Genomic DNA, 15,745 nt, shown 5'->3' with positions numbered 1-15,745 from the left:
GGGGCATTTTTGTACGAAGATTTCACCACAGGCAGCGATTTGTCGCAATTGCATCCGACATGCGCAGGCAAAAGAGAACCGGCAGGACAGATATGCATTACCCCTACTATGAACCGCTGATTGCCCCTGCGCGGGAAAAGAATGAGATCTGGCGGGTGGTTGTCGGCTGCCTGCTGGGGACAGTAATTTACTACATCAGCACATTGTATTTCCTGTCACTTGTTGCCGGAACGCAGGGCATGAGCACAGTCGAATATATCGCCTGCCTCACTGAGATCATCTCACCATCGACAACAGCGATCACATTGTTTTCCTTTGTCTTTATGATGTTTCCGGTATTCCTGATCACAGAAACCCTGCAGAAACGGCGTTGGCACACGCTTTTCGCCCCCTGGCGGATGGAACTGAAAGTTTTCATCGCCGTGACCTCAGCCCTGCTGACACTGGGCCTCGCGATTGAGCTGTTGCCGCCCTGGACCTACAGTCTGCTGGAATGGAACCCGAACCTTGGTTTCACCCGCTGGGTGGTTCTGTTGCCCGTGGCCCTGCTGGCCGTCCTTATTCAGACAGGCGCGGAAGAACTGGTGTTTCGTGGTTATCTGCAAAGCCAGCTGGCGGCGCGGTTTAACAGCCCCTGGGTCTGGATGGTGATCCCCTCTGCGATCTTTGGTTACCTGCATTATGATCCCGCGACATGGGGCGACGGGGCGATCTGGCCGGTGCTCTGGGCGTTTGTCTTTGGCCTTTGTGCCGCAGATGTTGTGGCCCGCAGTGGCACGCTTGCCGCCGGGATTGCCTTTCACTTTGTGAACAACCTTTACCCATTGGTCTGGGCCGGGATCCCCGATTACCTGAGCGGATTTGCGCTGTTTCACCTGCCCTGGACCAGCGAAGAAATGCTGGAAGCGAACCCGATGTTGCTGACAGACTTCCTTTTTGTGGTCTGTTCCTGGCTTATGATCAGGCTTGTGCTGCGGCGCTGATTGCAATTTACGTTGCGACAGCGTATTTCAGGGCAAACACCTGCATATGCAGACCAGAGAAATACCTGAGGGGCCAAATGAACTGGATTTCAAATTACGTCCGACCGACGATTAACTCTTTGTTTTCACGTCGTGAAACACCGGACAACCTCTGGATCAAGTGTAAAGAATGCGGCACCATGCTGTTTCACCGCGAGATGGCAGAAAACCTGAACGTCTGCACGGAATGTGATCACCATATGGCGATTACACCACGCGAACGTTTCTCTGCACTGTTTGACGGTGGCGTTTTTGGCGAAATCGAAGTGCCGGCTGTCACCACTGACCCGCTGCAATTCAGAGATCAGCAGAAATACCCTGATCGTATGAAAGCGGCGCGCAAGAAAACCGGCGAACACGAAGCAATGCTGGTGGCCGAAGGTGAAATCGGGCGCACCCCGATTGTTGCGGCCTGTCAGGACTTTTCCTTCATGGGTGGTTCCATGGGCATGTATGTCGGCAACGCGATTCTCGCCGGTGCCGAGCGTGCGGTGAAACTGAAACGTCCGTTTGTCCTGTTCTCTGCCGCCGGTGGCGCGCGCATGCAGGAAGGGATCCTTTCCCTGATGCAGATGCCCCGCACCACCATTGCGGTTGAAATGCTGCGTGAAGCGAACCTACCCTATATCGTTGTACTGACCCACCCGACCACCGGTGGTGTGACTGCGTCTTATGCGATGCTGGGTGATGTGCAGATCGCGGAACCAAATGCGCTGATCGGTTTTGCCGGTGTACGTGTGATTGAACAGACCATCCGTGAAAAACTGCCCGAAGGCTTCCAGCGTTCTGAATATCTGCTGGATCACGGTATGCTGGACCGTGTGACACACCGCAAAGATATGCGCGAGGAACTGATCACAATCACCCGTATGCTGATGGGTCTTGGCCCTGCGGTGAAGGGCGATCTGCCAAAGCCTGCACCAGAGCCGAAGGCGGACAAACCGGCAGAATGATCTGCACTTGTATATGAAATTCAGGGCTGCCCATGGGCGGCCCTTTTTCTTTGCCGATGTCGCTTCTGGCCCGCAGCATGGCTGATCGTCCGCTGCCGGCCCTTTTCTTTTGCCCTACTCTGGTGCAGACAGCGTGAAACCCGCAAATATTAGGTGTGACTATGGCCCAGACATCCGATCTTATCCTTGAGCGCATGATGGCGCTGCACCCGAAAATCATTGACCTGACGCTGGATCGTGTCTGGCGTCTGCTGGCAGCACTGGACAATCCGCAGGAAAAACTGCCCCCGGTCATCCATATCGCGGGCACCAATGGCAAAGGCTCCACCCAGGCCATGATCCGGGCGGGGCTGGAAGGCGCTGGAAAATCTGTGCACGCCTATACGTCTCCGCATCTGGCACGTTTTCACGAACGTATCCGCCTGGCCGGGGAACTGATTTCGGAAGAACATCTGACCGAAATGCTGGATGAATGCTACAACGCCAATGGTGGCGAAAGCATCACCTATTTTGAGATCACCACTGTTGCAGGCCTGCTGGCCTTTGCCCGTAATAAAGCGGATTACACCTTGCTTGAGGTCGGCCTTGGCGGACGTCTGGATGCGACCAATGTAATCACCCCGGAACTGTCTGTGATCACTCCGATTTCCATCGACCATGAACAATTCCTGGGCGACACGCTGACCAAGATTGCAGGTGAAAAAGCCGGAATCATCAAGCGCGGCGTGCCGGTCGTGGTTGGCCCGCAGCAAGACGAAGCCATGGATGTCATTGAGGCCACCGCCACCCGTCTTGGCGCGCCGGTGATTGCCCATGGTCAGCACTGGCATGTGTCTGAGGAACGCGGGCGTCTGATTTATCAGGATGAAACCGGCCTGCTGGATCTGCCCCTGCCCGCGCTGCCCGGCGCACATCAGATTGAAAACGCCGGTGCCGCCCTTGCCGCCCTGCGTCACCTGAATGTGAATGAGGCCGCTTATGAAGCTGCCATGAACAACGTCACCTGGCCTGCCCGTATGCAGCGCCTGAGTGAGGGTGCATTTCAGGCGCGCGTGCCAGAGGCCGAGCTTTGGCTGGATGGTGGTCACAACCCCGCCGCCGCCGAAGCCCTTGCCAAACACCTGGGCAATCTGCCCAAACGTCCGCTGCATCTGATCTGTGGCATGCTGAACACCAAAGATGCCTCTGGCTATATGGGGCCGCTGGCGAAAGTGGCTGACAGCCTGACAGCAGTGTCCATTCCCGGTGAGCCGAACACATTGCCCGCCAAGGAAACCGCGCGTTTTGCGGCAGACGCTGGTATGAAAACCGACACGGCGGAAGATGTGGACAGCGCGTTGAAAAAGCTTGCGGAAACGGACCCGACTGCGCGTATACTCATCTGTGGCTCGCTTTATCTGGCGGGTGAGGTTCTGCGGAGGAATGAGGCATGATCCCTTTTGAAACCCTGACGCTGTTTTTCGGCGCATCCGTGATGCTGGCGCTGGCCCCTGGGCCGGACAACGTCTTTGTCCTGACGCAATCCGCGATGAACGGACGCGTGGCCGGGCTGTTTGTGACCCTGGGCCTGTGCACGGGCCTGCTGTTTCACACAACCGCCGTGGCGCTTGGGGTGGCTGCGATTTTTCAGACGTCAGAAATTGCCTTTACCCTGCTAAAATTCGCCGGTGCCGGGTATTTGCTGTACCTCGCGTATAAAGCCTTCCGCGCGGGCAGCACTGCGATTGAGGGCGAGCGGGCAGAAGCCAGCCTGAAGTCGCTTTATCTGCGCGGGCTGATCATGAATATCACCAACCCGAAAGTCGCGATTTTCTTCCTCGCCTTCCTGCCACAATTCGCCCGCCCGGAGTTCGGCCCGCTGATCCCGCAACTGATGATCCTGGGTGCCGTCATGGCGGTGTCCACGATCCTTGTCTTCGGCAGCGTCGCCATTGGCGCGGGTTCGCTTGGTGACTGGCTAAAGGCCCGCCCATCGGCCCAGATCTGGATCAACCGCGTGGCAGGACTGGTCTTCGTGGGTCTGGCGGCAAAGCTGATCACAGCACAACGCTAAACCGTTTCATCTTGCCATAAATACTCAAAAAAACGCGGGCCCTGTGCCCGCGTTTTCATTCTGCGCCCCAGCTTTCGTCCTGCATTTCGCGCAGGCGGGATGCGGTGCGTTCAAATTCGAAACTGCCTTCACCCTCTACATACAGCATCTCAGGTTCCGCCGCGGCAGAGGCGATCAGGCGGACCTTTGCTTCATAAAGCGAATCTACAAGCGTCACGAAGCGCTTGGCTTCGTTGAAGTTCGTGCGCCCCAGACGCGGGACATTATCCAGCAGAAGAACACGCGCGTTCTGTGCCAGTTCCAGGTAATCGCCAGCCCCAAGGAATTTGCCGCAAAGATCAAAGAAAGACGCCCGCGCCACACCATTGTGAAACCCGGGAATCTCGACCTCGCGCCCTTTCACGGTCAGGATCAGCGGTTCTGATTTCCCGCCCGTCAGATCATGCCAGATCGCATCCATCGTCGCCCGTGTGTCCGCAGTGACAGGGGAAAACCAGACTTGTTCGCCCTTCAGGCGGTTCTGGCGGTAATCGTTTTCAGAGATGATCTCGACCACTTCCAGACGGGTTTTGATCAGCTCAATAAACGGTAGAAAAAGGTTCCGGTTCAACCCGTTTTTATACAGATCATCCGGCACGCGGTTCGAGGTTGTGACAATCGCCACGCCCGCCTCATGCAGTTTATCAAACAGCCGGCCGACAATCATTGCGTCGGTAATATCGGTGATCTGCATTTCGTCAAAAGCCAGCACTTTCAGGCCCTTGGCAATATCTGTGGCAACAGGTGCAATCGCGTCATCCACACCGGTTTTGCGGGCTTCGTGCAGGGCGGCGTGGACTTCTTGCATGAAGGCGTGGAAATGCACGCGGCGCTTTCCGGGGATATCGAGGTGATCGACAAACATATCCATCAGCATGGATTTCCCACGTCCGACGCCGCCCCAGAGGTATAAGCCTTTCGGCACATCAACCGGCACGGCTTTACGGAAAAATCCGCGTTTGGGTTCCGGTGCCATCAGCGCCTGGGAAATAAGTTCAAGCGCAGGCAGAATCGACAGTTGTGCGGCGTCTGATGTCAGCTCGCCTGCGCCAACTTTGGCACGGTAAATATCACTAAGCGTTTCCATACCCCCACATAGACCGCGCAGGCGCATTAGAAAAGATGATGTAACGTCATCACGAGAATGAATTTGACCCCAGGTGCGCCGAAAGGCAGGGTCCGCAAACGCCACAGGAGAGACCGCCATGACTGACTCACGCAATTCAATAATGACGCCGGTCCTGATTGGTGGCTGTATTTTTATCCTTCTGAGCTTTGCTGTGCGGGCGTCTTTTGGAGTTTTTCAAATCCCGATTGCCGATGAATTTGGCTGGGCGCGGGCGGAATTTTCCCTGGCCATCGCCATTCAGAACCTTGCCTGGGGCATTGGTCAGCCAATCTTTGGCGCAATTGCCGAGAAAATCGGGGACCGCAAAGCGATCCTGATGGGTGCTATTATCTATGCGGCCGGGCTTGTGTTGTCATCCTTCGCTGTGACGCCAACGGAACATCAGATCTATGAGATCCTTGTGGGCTTTGGCATCGCGGGCACGGGGTTTGGCGTGATCCTGGCCGTGGTTGGCCGCGCAAGTTCCGACGAAAACCGGTCTATGTCACTGGCGATTGTCACCGCTGCCGGGTCCGCGGGCCAGGTCATCGGCGCGCCAACCGCGCAATATCTGCTGGGCTTCATGACCTGGCAATCTGTGTTCCTGGTCTTTGCAGGCGTGATGATCGCCGTGCTGGTCTGCCTGCCTCTGATGCGCTCGCCCGTGGTGGCCAACAAAGCAGAGCTGGAAGAAAGCATGGGTGAAATCCTGATTAAAGCGTTCAAAGACCCAAGCTATACGCTGATCTTCCTCGGTTTCTTTTCCTGTGGCTATCAGCTGGCCTTTATCACCGCACATTTCCCGGCTTTCGTGCGCGAACTTTGTGGGCCGATTGCCCCCGACGGGTTGCTGGCCTCTGTTGGCGTGGGCACGACCTCTGCCCTGGGCGCTGTTGCGATTTCCCTGATCGGGGCGGCCAATATCGCGGGTACATTGCTGGCGGGCTGGGCTGGCAAACGCTGGAGCAAGAAATACCTGCTCGCGGGCATCTACACCGGTCGCACAATCGTGGCCGCGCTGTTCATCATGATGCCGATCACACCGACCAGCGTCATTCTGTTTTCACTTGCGATGGGTTCCCTCTGGCTGGCGACTGTGCCGCTGACCTCCGGCCTTGTCGCGCATATCTACGGGCTGCGTTACATGGGCACGCTTTATGGGATCGTGTTCTTCAGCCATCAGCTGGGCAGTTTCCTGGGCGTCTGGCTGGGCGGGCGTATGTATGACACTTACGGCAGCTATTCCCAGGTCTGGTGGCTTGGTGTAGCGATTGGTGCGTTTTCAGCGATTGTGCATCTGCCCGTGCGAGAGAAACCTCTGGAAACAAAACCTGCCTGAATTCAGATCAACCGTTCAGGTTTTCCAGCGCGGCCCGCAGATCATCCGGGTGCGTATAGGTCAGACCGTGCGGGGCCGCGGGGATTGTGACCTGCGTGGCATCCGGGTTGATCGCGGCCAGCTTGTCGCGGCAGTCAATCGGGATCACCGTGTCACCTTCGCCCCAGATCGCGAGCAAAGGCAGATTGGCATCGCGGATGGTTTCATGTTCGGCGCGCAGATCACCGCGCAGGAAATATTGCAGGCTTGATGTGATCGCGGGAATATAGCCTTTGATCATCAGTTCTTCCGCCTGCATGTCCCAGATGCCTGGCACCGCAGAGGTGAAACCAGCGGCTTCGGATTTTATCCCTTCGCGCAATTCCGCCGCGCCACGTGTCTGCATCAGCCAGTTTGCGATAAATCCGGGGTTCTTTGTGACATAGGCACTGGTGCCGCCCAGATCATGACCAAGCCCGGCAGGCGCGATGATCACCGCCTGTTTCAGGCGCTGCGGCGCGCGGGCGGCGAAACAGGTGACAATCGCGCCGCCCATGGAATAGCCAAGCAGGGTGAAGCCATCGGCAACCTTCTGATCCGCCAGCAGTTCGTTCAGCTGACGCAGATGGAAATCGCCGCTCTGACCGCCGGGCGCACGGTCAGAGAGGCCACGCCCGTAGAGATCATAAGTCAGCACGCGAAAGCCCTGATCTGTCAGGGCCGCTACCGCTGCGCCCCAGACGAAAGACGGGGTGGACAGCCCGTGGACACAGACCGCCACCCGGCCATCCTCCGGCCCGGACCAATTGTACCAGGTTTTACCGGAAGGCAGATCAGCCAATTGCCCCGGGCGGGAAGTACTGACACGCACCTGTGCCACATCCGGGCGCAAGGCTTCACGGATAAAAGGGAACGCGGTGAGGCCCAGGACGGGCAGCATCAATATCGAAAACCAGAGCATAGGCGCGCCTTTCTAAGCGGGAGATTAAAACGGAACGACCGGGAACCAGTCCTCACGCAGCTTCTGGCCCTGTTTCATATCATGGCCCGGGAATGGCGGCGACGTGCGACCGGGGCGTTCCACATAACGCGCATCATCACCAACCCAACGCAGGGACAGCGCGCGCCGGCCGATGCCGCCAGGATTGCCACGCGCGCCATGCACGGTGCGATAATCAAAGATCACCGCGTCGCCCGGTTCCATCTTCCATTCGCGCACATCATGCTTGCCATAATCGGTGCTGTCCGGGTCCGGCACTTCGATCCAATCGGTATCATCGCCTTCATAGAAATCACTGTTGTCAGCCCAGCTGACCGGACGCACGGGTTTGTCCCATTTGTGAGAGCCCGCAATCAGACGCAAAGACGCGGTATCCACCGGATCAAGCGGGATCCAGAAGCTGATGGTCTGTTCGCCTTCCACGAAATAATACGGTCCATCCTGATGCCATGGCGTGGGCGTCGGGGTGCCGCCATCTTTGACCAACACGTGATCATGAAAGAACTGGGCGGTCTGTGATTTCATGGCCTTGGCCGCAATTTCCGCTGCAGGGCTGTCGCGCATGATGCGTTCAAATTCCGGGATGCGCTGCCAGTTGCAGTAATCATCAAAGAACCGCCCCTGTTTCACGTTGTTTTCAGACGCATATTCACCGGGCTCCGCCAGGTTGCGGGCCACACCTTCGCGCATGACTTCGACCCAGTCTTTGAATGCGCCGGGAATGAAGGCGACGCCGTCGCGCTGGAATTCTTCGATCTGCTGTTGTGTGATCATGTCTTGTCTTTCTCTGCTTCTGGCCAGGTGGCCTCTTCCCGGGTCAGCAGGCCTTCAGACACCAGGCGATCTGCCCAGCCCTGCGGGTGCTGAAAATGATGTGTCTGCCAGCCACGCGCGCTAGCGGCATCCAGGTTTTCCTGACGATCATCCGCAAACAAAAGCGTGTCCGGCGCGTGCCCACAAGCGGCCTCAACCGCCGCATAAATCGCATCGTCCGGTTTTACGAGCTTCATTTCACCGGAAACATAGAACTGATCGAAATCCTGCAAAAACGTATAATGTTTCTGGGCGCGTGCGAAAATCTCATCTCCTAAGTTCGTCAGGGCAAACACCGTCACGCCCTTTGCCCGCAAAGCCCGCAAAAGATGTACGGAATGATCAATTGCAGGTGTCGCAAGTTCAAACCAGCGGTCATGCCACATGCGGATCTCATTCCGCCACTTCGGGTATTTATCGGCTGTGCCGTAAATGGTTTCGCGAAAGGGGCCGCCCAGATCAACGTCATTGTTCATGTCATGCAGGTCAATCTGCGCGAACATTTCACGCCGCCGGGCTTCGCCAATCTCGGAATCATAGAACCGTTCCGGCTGCCATTCTATCAGCACATTACCGATGTCAAAGATGACTGCTTCTACCGCCATATTTCCCCGCTTTCAGGCGTTATTGATACAGAGCATATGCCCCGCGTAAAGCCCCGATTTCAGCGTTGAATTGTCCGGCGGCGCAAGCGCACGTTATGTATGGTTTCACGCCAGAAGACATACAGCCCTGCCCCGATAATCAGGGTGATCCCGATCCAGGCCACGGGATCAGGCCATTCACCAAAGATGAACAGCCCTGCCATCACGGAAATTGGCATGGCGACATATTCCAACGGTGCCACAACGGAAGCCTCAGCCAGGCGATACCCCTGGGAAATGAAATAGCCGCCAAAGCCACTGGCCATGCCGATCAGCACAAACAGCCACCAGTCTGCCATCGGCGGAATACCCCAGGGGCGTAGAAGGAAGTGGAAGATTTCCGGGCCCTGCCCATCCCAGCGCCCATGACCCAGCATAAGCCCAATGACGATACAGGTCACGATGAAGGTCAGCTGCATATAGAACGTCATGGTCACAGCAGATTCAGCAAGGCCGATTTTGCGTGTCAACACATGAAGCGCAGCATAAGCCGTGGCAGAAAACAACGGCAGGGTCATCGTCAGGTTGAAGCTTTCGGTACCCGGGCGCAGCATGATCACCACACCGACCAGGCCGACGGCCACAGCGCCCCACCGGTGGATCCCTGCCTTTTCACCAAGGAAAACCACTGAGAATGCTGTGATCAGAAGTGGGCTGACAAAGAAAACGGCAATCGCATCAGCAAGTGGCAATACTGCGAGCGCTATGAAAAACGTCATATTCGCGAAAACCACGCAGAAGCCGCGGATCAGGTGCAGGCCCAGGTTGTTGGTTTTCAATAGTCGCCAGTTGCCTTCCAGCGGCATCAACACCGCAAGCAGAATACCAAGCCCGATGATCGAGCGGATCAGCACGATTTGATGCAAGGCGTAGCCGCCGGACAGGAATTTGATCGTTGTGTCGTTAACGGAAAAACACAATACCGCAATCAGTACGGAAAGCGCACCATAAAGAGTGCTGCGGGATGAAATCTGAGAAAGCTCTGCCTGGGTCATATTCGCATACAAACAGATTTTGCGCGCCCGTCTGTGCCGGGTGCGACATGGGGTCGTTTTCGGCCTTCGCCCCCATATATTGACATAACCGGTTTTTTAGTTATATTGAGTCGCATGAGTACAAGCAGCCCCAATGCACGTGCGCTTGCCGCACTTGGCCACGACGCCCGCCTTTCGATCTTTCGCCTTCTGGTGAAGGCCGGGAAAGAAGGTTTGCGTGTGGGGGAGATTGCCGCGCACATCAAAATAGCTCCCTCAACCCTGGCCCACCATATGTCGACACTGGTGGATTCAGGCCTTGTTCTTCAGGAAAAACAAGGGCGTGAGGTCTTTAGCATGGTGGATTACGACAAGATGCATGCGTTGTTGGGCTTCCTGGCCGAAGAATGCTGCGTCGGCGTCAGAACACTGGAAACCGTCAGATAAGGGGTTTTCCCCTTTTTTTGGCAAAAAGAAACTATAAAACCGGATATATGGAAATGTCAAATACCTGCTGCACCCCGGCCCCGAAAACCCCATTCCTTGTGACGCTTTGGCGTGATCATCGCGTCTGGCTTGCTTCCCTGGTCATATTCACTTTGCTCGTGATCTTTGACCGGGCACAGGCTAGCGCCAGCCTTGATAAGGTCTGGGTTTCTCTTTTACACACAGCACCTTACCTGCTTCTGTCCATCGGCATCGCAGCCTGGGCCGGGGCAAGTGATGCGGATGGGCTGATCGCAAGAGCGTTCACCGGGACGCCGGCGTTGATGATCTTTCTGGGTGCGGTTGCGGGTGGTTTTTCGCCTTTCTGTTCCTGTGGCGTCATCCCGCTGATCGCAGCCCTTCTGGCGATGCGCGTGCCCCTGTCCGCGGTTATGGCCTTCTGGCTGGCATCCCCCGTGATGGACCCGTCGATGTTCTTTCTGACATCCGGTGTTCTGGGGTTTGAATTTGCCATTGCCAAGACCATCGCGGCGGTGGGCCTGGGCCTGTTTGGCGGCTGGAGCGTGCATCTTCTGTCCGGCACATCAGCCCTGCGTGACCCGTTGAAAGAAGGTGTCGGCGGAGGCTGTGGCGCATCTGCGGCGCAGGGCACAAAACCGGTTGTCTGGGCCTTCTGGAAAGACGCAGATCGTCGAGGCAAATTCACGAAAGAAGCCATAAAAACAACGCTGTTCCTTGCAAAATGGCTGATCCTCGCCTTCCTGCTGGAAAGCCTGATGCTGGCCTGGATCCCGGCTGAAATGGTAACACAGGCGCTTGGCGGCACAGGTGTCGGGCCGATTGCAGTGGCGACCTTCGTGGGGGTGCCGGCTTATCTGAACGGCTACGCTGCGCTGCCGCTGATTGGCGGGCTGATCGAACAGGGCATGGCACCTGGTGCGGGGCTTGCATTTCTTGTTGCCGGAGGCGTGACCTCCCTGCCTGCGGCGATTGCCGTCTGGGCCCTGGTGAAGCCAAAAGTCTTTGGATTATATATTGCCCTGTCCCTGTCCGGGGCCTTTATGGCGGGTGTTCTGTTTCAGGCCTGGAGCGCATTTGGCTAGGATAAATTACACGCGAATGTCGGGGCATTCCCCAGACATTCGCGGCGATGTTATCTATCAACCGCAGGAACACCAAACATCGGCCACATGGGTTCCGGAACATTTGTTTTTATGTCCCAAAGGCCAACCTCATCACTAAAATATTCTGTGTAGATTGCTGGCACGTCCGGATATACATGGTCGAGAAGCTGTTTAGGTACAGGCAGATACGGCCCTCCGGCAGATCCATCAAGCTTATGACAACCTTCCTCGACCTGCCCCTTTAACTGCGCAGGCTGCCATGCAGTTTCTACATCCTGCAGGCCAATCTCAGATCTTTTGTAAAAGCCCTGCTCAGAGTTTTCACAAATCGTCCTGGCTATTTCACTGACTGCGCCGCTTTCAGTTTCATATGACATGCGAAAAATATGTTCGTAAGCGGCGGTAATGCCTAACACAGTCAAGGCCGTTGCCTTATCGCAATCTGGTTGTTCTATAATCCATTGCAAAAGTGGGTAGGAATCGCAATCACAGTTCACCGCGCAGGCAACCTGATGATACAAGTCCGGATTTCCTGCCAGTTTCAGTTTTTCGCAAACTTCTCCGTCTGAAAAAATAAGTGATTTATTTTCAATATCTGCATCAATATTCATGGGTTTTCCTGCTGAAATTATAATTCAACCATCTCACTACTTAATATACTTACACGATTGAAACCGCGAATGGTCAGTCTTTCTGCGCCGCCCGGGTTTCGCGTTCCATCACATCGAGAAACCGGGAACGGTCGGCCTTTGAAAACGGCCGGCCACCGCCCTGACGAAACGGATTAGCTTCGCGCAGGTCAGCCATCAGATCACGGGTGGCAAGCTGCTGGCCGATATTGGCCTCAGTAAACATTTCGCCATTGTGACGCACAACACGCGCGCCAGAGGCCACACATTTCGCCGCCAGAGGAATGTCGCCGGTGACAACCACATCGCCCTTAACCGCACGATCCGCGATCCACATGTCGGCCACATCCGGGCCATCGGGCACAATCACGGTCTCCACCAGCGGATTTTGCGAAGGGCGCAGACCACCGTTACAGACAACATACATCTTCACCTTGTGGCGGGTTGCCACGCGCTCTGCCTCGGCTTTTACCGGGCAGGCGTCGGCGTCAATGTAGATCGCTGTCATTTGTCTTTCGCACCCTTGTCGTCGGATTTTGCGGCTTTGGCCTTAGGCTTCTTCCTGAACTCTTCCGGGATCGGCATGCGGTTGAAAGCATCAAGACCGGCAATTTTATAAGCCTCGGCCAGGGTTGGATAGTTGAAGGTGTTCTGAACGAAGTAATCCACCGTGCCCTTCAGGTTCAGCACCGCCTGGGCAATATGGATCAGTTCTGTCGCGCCTTCACCCACAATCTGCACGCCCAGAAGGCGGCGGGTTTTCAGGCTGACCAGCATTTTCAGCATGCCATGTTCCAGCCCCATGATGTGCCCGCGCGATGTTTCACGGAAACGCGCAACGCCGACTTCATAGGGGATCTCACGTTCCTGAGCTTCCTCTTCGGACATGCCACAGGTGGACATTTCCGGCACGGAATAGATGCCATAGGGGAACCAGGGGGATTCACTGAGCGATGGCGTGTCCAGCGCGTGACAGGCGGCAACACGGCCTTGTTGCAGCGAGGTTGACGCAAGGCTTGGGTGCCCGATCACATCACCGGCGGCATAGATATGCGGTACATCGGTCTGATAGGTTTTACGTGCAACTTTCAGACGCCCGCGGTGGTCGGTTTCAAGGCCCGCGGCTTGCAGGTTCAGCGCATCCGTTGCGCCCATACGGCCCGCAGCGAACAGCAGCATTTCCGTGCGCACGTGACGACCGTTATCAAGGGCAACCTCAATATGGCTGCCACGATCTTCCACGCTTTCCACCGCTGCGCCCAGACGCAGATCAACACCGTTTTCGCGGATCTGATGGGTGAATTCATCAATCAGCTGACGGTCGATGAAATCAAGGAAACTGTCACGTGGTTCGATCAGGGTGACGCGGATATCAAGAGCCGAGAACATGGTGGCATATTCCACGCCGATCACGCCCGCACCGACAACAACCAGACTGCGCGGCAGGTCATCCATATCGAGGAATTCATCGCCATCCAGAATGGTTTTGCCGTTGAAAGGGATGTATTCCGGGCGATAGGGGCGGGTGCCGGTCGCAATGAGGAATTTGTCGCCTGTAAGGGTCAGAACCTCACCAGAGGGTTGTTTCACCTCAACTTCGTTCTTTGAGACAAAATGCGCCTCGCCCTGGATCGTATCAACGTGGTTGCGGTTGAACTGATGTTCCAGCACGTCAACCTCGTGGTCGATGGTCATATGCAGGCGCGCTTTCAGGTCAGACGCGCCAATGTCATCGCGTGCCCGGTAGCTGCGGCCATAAAAGCTGCGTTCACGCCAGCCCGACAGGTTCAGCACGGTTTCGCGCAGGGTTTTGGATGGGATCGTACCCGTATGGGCAGACACACCGCCCAGACGTGGCGCGCGTTCCAGCACGACAACACGACGGCCCAGTTTCCCAGCCTGGATCGCAGCGGAACGCCCTGCGGGGCCGCTGCCAATAACAATCAGATCATAATGGTTCATAACAGTGCCCCTTACCTTATTCTTACGCCCAAAGGGCCTCTGCGTGGAAATTCACATGATCTTCCATGAAACTGGCCACAAAGAAATAGCTGTGATCATAGCCCTTTTGCATGCGGAAAATTCCATCCTGACGTTTCGCCGCCATGGCTTGCGCCAGGGCTTCGGGTTTCAGAAGGTCCAGGAACTGATCATCTGCGCCCTGATCGATCAGGACCGGGCCGTCAAAGCCCTTGTCCGCCATCAGAAGGCTTGCGTCATGTTTCGCCCAGCTGGTTTCATCATCGCCCAGATAGGCTGACAGCTGTTTGCGGCCCCAGTCACTTTGGCTTGGGTTTGCGATTGGGGAAAACGCCGAAACCGAACGATAGCGCCCCGGCAGGTTCATCGCCAATGTCAGCGCACCATGCCCGCCCATAGAATGGCCGGTGATGCCCTGGCGGTCCATGTCGATGTTGAAGTTTTCGCCCAGAAGCGCAGGCAGTTCCTCAGCCACATAATCCCACATGTTGAAATGCGGGGTCCACGGGTCTTGGGTTGCGTTCACATAAAAGCCCGCGCCCTGGCCCAGATCATAGGCGTCATCATTGGCCACACCTTCGCCGCGTGGGGATGTGTCCGGGAAACAGATCGCAATGCCCTGTTCCGCCGCCCAGGCCTGGGCGCCGGCTTTGGTCATGGCGTTTTCATGGGTGCAGGTCAGGCCGGACAGATACCAGAGGATCGGCACCGGGCCGTCTTTGGTCTCTTCCGGCAGGAACAGACCAAAGGTCATCTCGGTGCCAGTTGCGGTGGAATCGTGGCTGTAAACGCCCTGTGTGCCGCCGAAGCAGGTATTTTCTGAAACGGTTTTCATGATGCGTTTTTCCCTGATGTCTTTTCTTTGATTTATAAACTGCATAGCAGGCATGGTGGTTCCGGCAAACCCGGTTTGCGCCGTGTTAGTCGCTGTTTTCGCCTTTGGCCGGGCCCGGGTTCACCGACATGATTTCATCAAGCGGTTTCTTCAGTTTGGCAACGGCGGGCACGGTGGCGTCTTCAGACGGGTGACCGACAGCCACAATCATCAGGGCTTTTTCCGATGCAGGCCGCCCGCACATTTCATTCAGGAACTTCATCGGATTTGGCGTGTGGGTCAGACTGACGAGGCCCGCGTGATGCAATGCGGCCAGCAGAAAGCCCGAAGCAATCCCGGTGCTTTCCGGCACATAGTAATTTTTATAGCGATGCCCATCTTTGGTTTCGCCCCAGCGCTGCGCGAAGATCACAATCAGCCAGGGGGCTTTGGTCAGGTGCGGCTTGTGTTCATTGGTGCCGACAGGTTCCAGCGCCTTCAGCCATTCATCCCCTGCGCCACCGGCGTAGAAGGCTTTCTCTTCCTCTTCCGCAGCCTCGCGAATGCGGGCTTTCATATCCAGATCGGAAATCGCGACAAAATGCCAGGGCTGGTGATTTGCGCCAGAGGGGGCTGTGCCTGCGGCGCGGATACATTCGGCAATCACGGCTTCATTCACCGGACGGTCCGAATAATCGCGCACGGTATGGCGTTCTGTCATGAACTGCGCAAACGCCTGCGCAGCTTCCTGCATCTGCGTATCATCCATATCGGCACGGTCTGGCAAAGCCAGGGCTTCATATTTGATATCATCAAGAAAAAACATG

17 protein-coding genes are annotated in these 15,745 nt (G+C 56.3%); 7 read left to right on the top strand and 10 right to left on the bottom strand.

Annotated elements, in window-relative coordinates; translation table 11 throughout:
- The first annotated feature begins 92 nt into the window (after positions 1-92).
- The 4 genes from H1D41_RS16090 (at position 93) to H1D41_RS16075 (ending at position 4,028) form a co-directional block, all read left to right on the top strand.
- A complete protein-coding gene (locus H1D41_RS16090) occupies positions 93-983 on the top strand; it encodes a CPBP family intramembrane glutamic endopeptidase (RefSeq protein WP_228849878.1) in 891 nt (296 codons plus the stop codon).
- Between the two features lie 77 nt (positions 984-1,060).
- On the top strand, positions 1,061-1,975 hold the full coding sequence (accD, locus tag H1D41_RS16085; protein WP_228849877.1) for an acetyl-CoA carboxylase, carboxyltransferase subunit beta: 915 nt from the start codon (positions 1,061-1,063) through the stop codon (positions 1,973-1,975).
- A gap of 161 nt (positions 1,976-2,136) precedes the next feature.
- Complete coding sequence (locus tag H1D41_RS16080) at positions 2,137-3,408, top strand: bifunctional folylpolyglutamate synthase/dihydrofolate synthase (RefSeq protein WP_228849876.1); 1,272 nt, start codon at positions 2,137-2,139, stop codon at positions 3,406-3,408.
- Positions 3,405-4,028: a LysE family translocator gene (locus tag H1D41_RS16075; RefSeq protein ID WP_228849875.1), complete on the top strand. Its 624-nt coding sequence runs from the start codon at positions 3,405-3,407 to the stop codon at positions 4,026-4,028. The genes H1D41_RS16080 and H1D41_RS16075 overlap by 4 nt, the downstream gene beginning before the upstream one ends.
- A gap of 55 nt (positions 4,029-4,083) precedes the next feature.
- On the opposite strand, the gene zapE is transcribed toward H1D41_RS16075, so the two are convergent.
- Positions 4,084-5,154: a cell division protein ZapE gene (gene zapE / locus H1D41_RS16070; protein WP_228849874.1), complete on the bottom strand. Its 1,071-nt coding sequence runs from the start codon at positions 5,152-5,154 to the stop codon at positions 4,084-4,086.
- Between the two features lie 118 nt (positions 5,155-5,272).
- Here zapE and H1D41_RS16065 point away from each other — a divergent pair, with 118 nt between their 5' ends.
- A complete protein-coding gene (locus H1D41_RS16065; protein ID WP_228849873.1) occupies positions 5,273-6,514 on the top strand; it encodes an MFS transporter in 1,242 nt (413 codons plus the stop codon).
- Between the two features lie 7 nt (positions 6,515-6,521).
- Here H1D41_RS16065 and H1D41_RS16060 read toward each other — a convergent pair whose 3' ends face one another.
- The 4 genes from H1D41_RS16060 to H1D41_RS16045 are packed head-to-tail and all read right to left on the bottom strand — an operon-like array spanning position 6,522 to position 9,945.
- On the bottom strand, positions 6,522-7,454 hold the full coding sequence (locus H1D41_RS16060; RefSeq protein WP_228849872.1) for an alpha/beta fold hydrolase: 933 nt from the start codon (positions 7,452-7,454) through the stop codon (positions 6,522-6,524).
- Positions 7,455-7,478: 24 nt separating this feature from the next.
- The gene (locus H1D41_RS16055) at positions 7,479-8,267 is read right to left on the bottom strand and encodes a phytanoyl-CoA dioxygenase family protein (protein WP_228849871.1); all 789 of its coding nucleotides are present in this window, start codon (positions 8,265-8,267) and stop codon (positions 7,479-7,481) included.
- Positions 8,264-8,911, bottom strand: a complete 648-nt coding sequence (locus H1D41_RS16050) for an HAD-IA family hydrolase (RefSeq protein WP_228849870.1) — start codon at positions 8,909-8,911, stop codon at positions 8,264-8,266. The genes H1D41_RS16055 and H1D41_RS16050 overlap by 4 nt, the downstream gene beginning before the upstream one ends.
- Positions 8,912-8,970: 59 nt before the next feature.
- Positions 8,971-9,945 carry a DMT family transporter gene (locus H1D41_RS16045; RefSeq protein WP_228849869.1) on the bottom strand — a complete coding sequence of 325 codons (975 nt, stop codon included), beginning with the start codon at positions 9,943-9,945 and terminating at the stop codon, positions 8,971-8,973.
- A 114-nt stretch (positions 9,946-10,059) separates the two neighbouring features.
- Here H1D41_RS16045 and H1D41_RS16040 point away from each other — a divergent pair, with 114 nt between their 5' ends.
- Positions 10,060-10,371, top strand: a complete 312-nt coding sequence (locus H1D41_RS16040; RefSeq protein ID WP_228849868.1) for an ArsR/SmtB family transcription factor — start codon at positions 10,060-10,062, stop codon at positions 10,369-10,371.
- A gap of 53 nt (positions 10,372-10,424) precedes the next feature.
- Positions 10,425-11,474, top strand: a complete 1,050-nt coding sequence (locus H1D41_RS16035; RefSeq protein ID WP_394355418.1) for a permease — start codon at positions 10,425-10,427, stop codon at positions 11,472-11,474.
- A gap of 50 nt (positions 11,475-11,524) precedes the next feature.
- On the opposite strand, the gene H1D41_RS16030 is transcribed toward H1D41_RS16035, so the two are convergent.
- From H1D41_RS16030 to H1D41_RS16010, 5 genes are all read right to left on the bottom strand, one after another.
- Positions 11,525-12,106: a DUF4274 domain-containing protein gene (locus H1D41_RS16030; protein WP_228849867.1), complete on the bottom strand. Its 582-nt coding sequence runs from the start codon at positions 12,104-12,106 to the stop codon at positions 11,525-11,527.
- 73 nt (positions 12,107-12,179) lie between these two features.
- Complete coding sequence (locus tag H1D41_RS16025; protein ID WP_228849866.1) at positions 12,180-12,632, bottom strand: YaiI/YqxD family protein; 453 nt, start codon at positions 12,630-12,632, stop codon at positions 12,180-12,182.
- A complete protein-coding gene (gene sthA, locus H1D41_RS16020) occupies positions 12,629-14,086 on the bottom strand; it encodes a Si-specific NAD(P)(+) transhydrogenase (protein ID WP_228849865.1) in 1,458 nt (485 codons plus the stop codon). The genes H1D41_RS16025 and sthA overlap by 4 nt, the downstream gene beginning before the upstream one ends.
- Before the next feature lie 22 nt (positions 14,087-14,108).
- Positions 14,109-14,939, bottom strand: coding sequence for an S-formylglutathione hydrolase (fghA, locus tag H1D41_RS16015; RefSeq protein WP_228849864.1), 831 nt, complete (start codon positions 14,937-14,939; stop codon positions 14,109-14,111).
- Positions 14,940-15,024: 85 nt separating this feature from the next.
- Positions 15,025-15,744, bottom strand: coding sequence for a nitroreductase family protein (locus tag H1D41_RS16010; RefSeq protein ID WP_228849863.1), 720 nt, complete (start codon positions 15,742-15,744; stop codon positions 15,025-15,027).
- Position 15,745: the final 1 nt, after the last annotated feature.

It is taken from the genome of Halocynthiibacter styelae (assembly GCF_016123485.1).
Taxonomy (GTDB): Bacteria; Pseudomonadota; Alphaproteobacteria; order Rhodobacterales; family Rhodobacteraceae; genus Halocynthiibacter; species Halocynthiibacter styelae.
Note: the sequence above shows the minus strand (reverse complement) of the source record. Positions and strands in the feature narration are given on the sequence as shown.

Coding starts and splice junctions, on each gene's coding strand:
- accD (WP_228849877.1), top strand. CDS start 1,061: ATGAACTGGATTTCAAATTACGTCCGACCGACGATTAACTCTTTGTTT.
- sthA (WP_228849865.1), bottom strand. CDS start 14,086: ATGAACCATTATGATCTGATTGTTATTGGCAGCGGCCCCGCAGGGCGT.
- H1D41_RS16065 (WP_228849873.1), top strand. CDS start 5,273: ATGACTGACTCACGCAATTCAATAATGACGCCGGTCCTGATTGGTGGC.
- fghA (WP_228849864.1), bottom strand. CDS start 14,939: ATGAAAACCGTTTCAGAAAATACCTGCTTCGGCGGCACACAGGGCGTT.
- H1D41_RS16080 (WP_228849876.1), top strand. CDS start 2,137: ATGGCCCAGACATCCGATCTTATCCTTGAGCGCATGATGGCGCTGCAC.
- H1D41_RS16030 (WP_228849867.1), bottom strand. CDS start 12,106: ATGAATATTGATGCAGATATTGAAAATAAATCACTTATTTTTTCAGAC.
- H1D41_RS16055 (WP_228849871.1), bottom strand. CDS start 8,267: ATGATCACACAACAGCAGATCGAAGAATTCCAGCGCGACGGCGTCGCC.
- H1D41_RS16090 (WP_228849878.1), top strand. CDS start 93: ATGCATTACCCCTACTATGAACCGCTGATTGCCCCTGCGCGGGAAAAG.
- H1D41_RS16045 (WP_228849869.1), bottom strand. CDS start 9,945: ATGACCCAGGCAGAGCTTTCTCAGATTTCATCCCGCAGCACTCTTTAT.
- H1D41_RS16010 (WP_228849863.1), bottom strand. CDS start 15,744: ATGTTTTTTCTTGATGATATCAAATATGAAGCCCTGGCTTTGCCAGAC.
- H1D41_RS16075 (WP_228849875.1), top strand. CDS start 3,405: ATGATCCCTTTTGAAACCCTGACGCTGTTTTTCGGCGCATCCGTGATG.
- H1D41_RS16025 (WP_228849866.1), bottom strand. CDS start 12,632: ATGACAGCGATCTACATTGACGCCGACGCCTGCCCGGTAAAAGCCGAG.
- zapE (WP_228849874.1), bottom strand. CDS start 5,154: ATGGAAACGCTTAGTGATATTTACCGTGCCAAAGTTGGCGCAGGCGAG.
- H1D41_RS16035 (WP_394355418.1), top strand. CDS start 10,425: ATGTCAAATACCTGCTGCACCCCGGCCCCGAAAACCCCATTCCTTGTG.
- H1D41_RS16050 (WP_228849870.1), bottom strand. CDS start 8,911: ATGGCGGTAGAAGCAGTCATCTTTGACATCGGTAATGTGCTGATAGAA.
- H1D41_RS16040 (WP_228849868.1), top strand. CDS start 10,060: ATGAGTACAAGCAGCCCCAATGCACGTGCGCTTGCCGCACTTGGCCAC.
- H1D41_RS16060 (WP_228849872.1), bottom strand. CDS start 7,454: ATGCTCTGGTTTTCGATATTGATGCTGCCCGTCCTGGGCCTCACCGCG.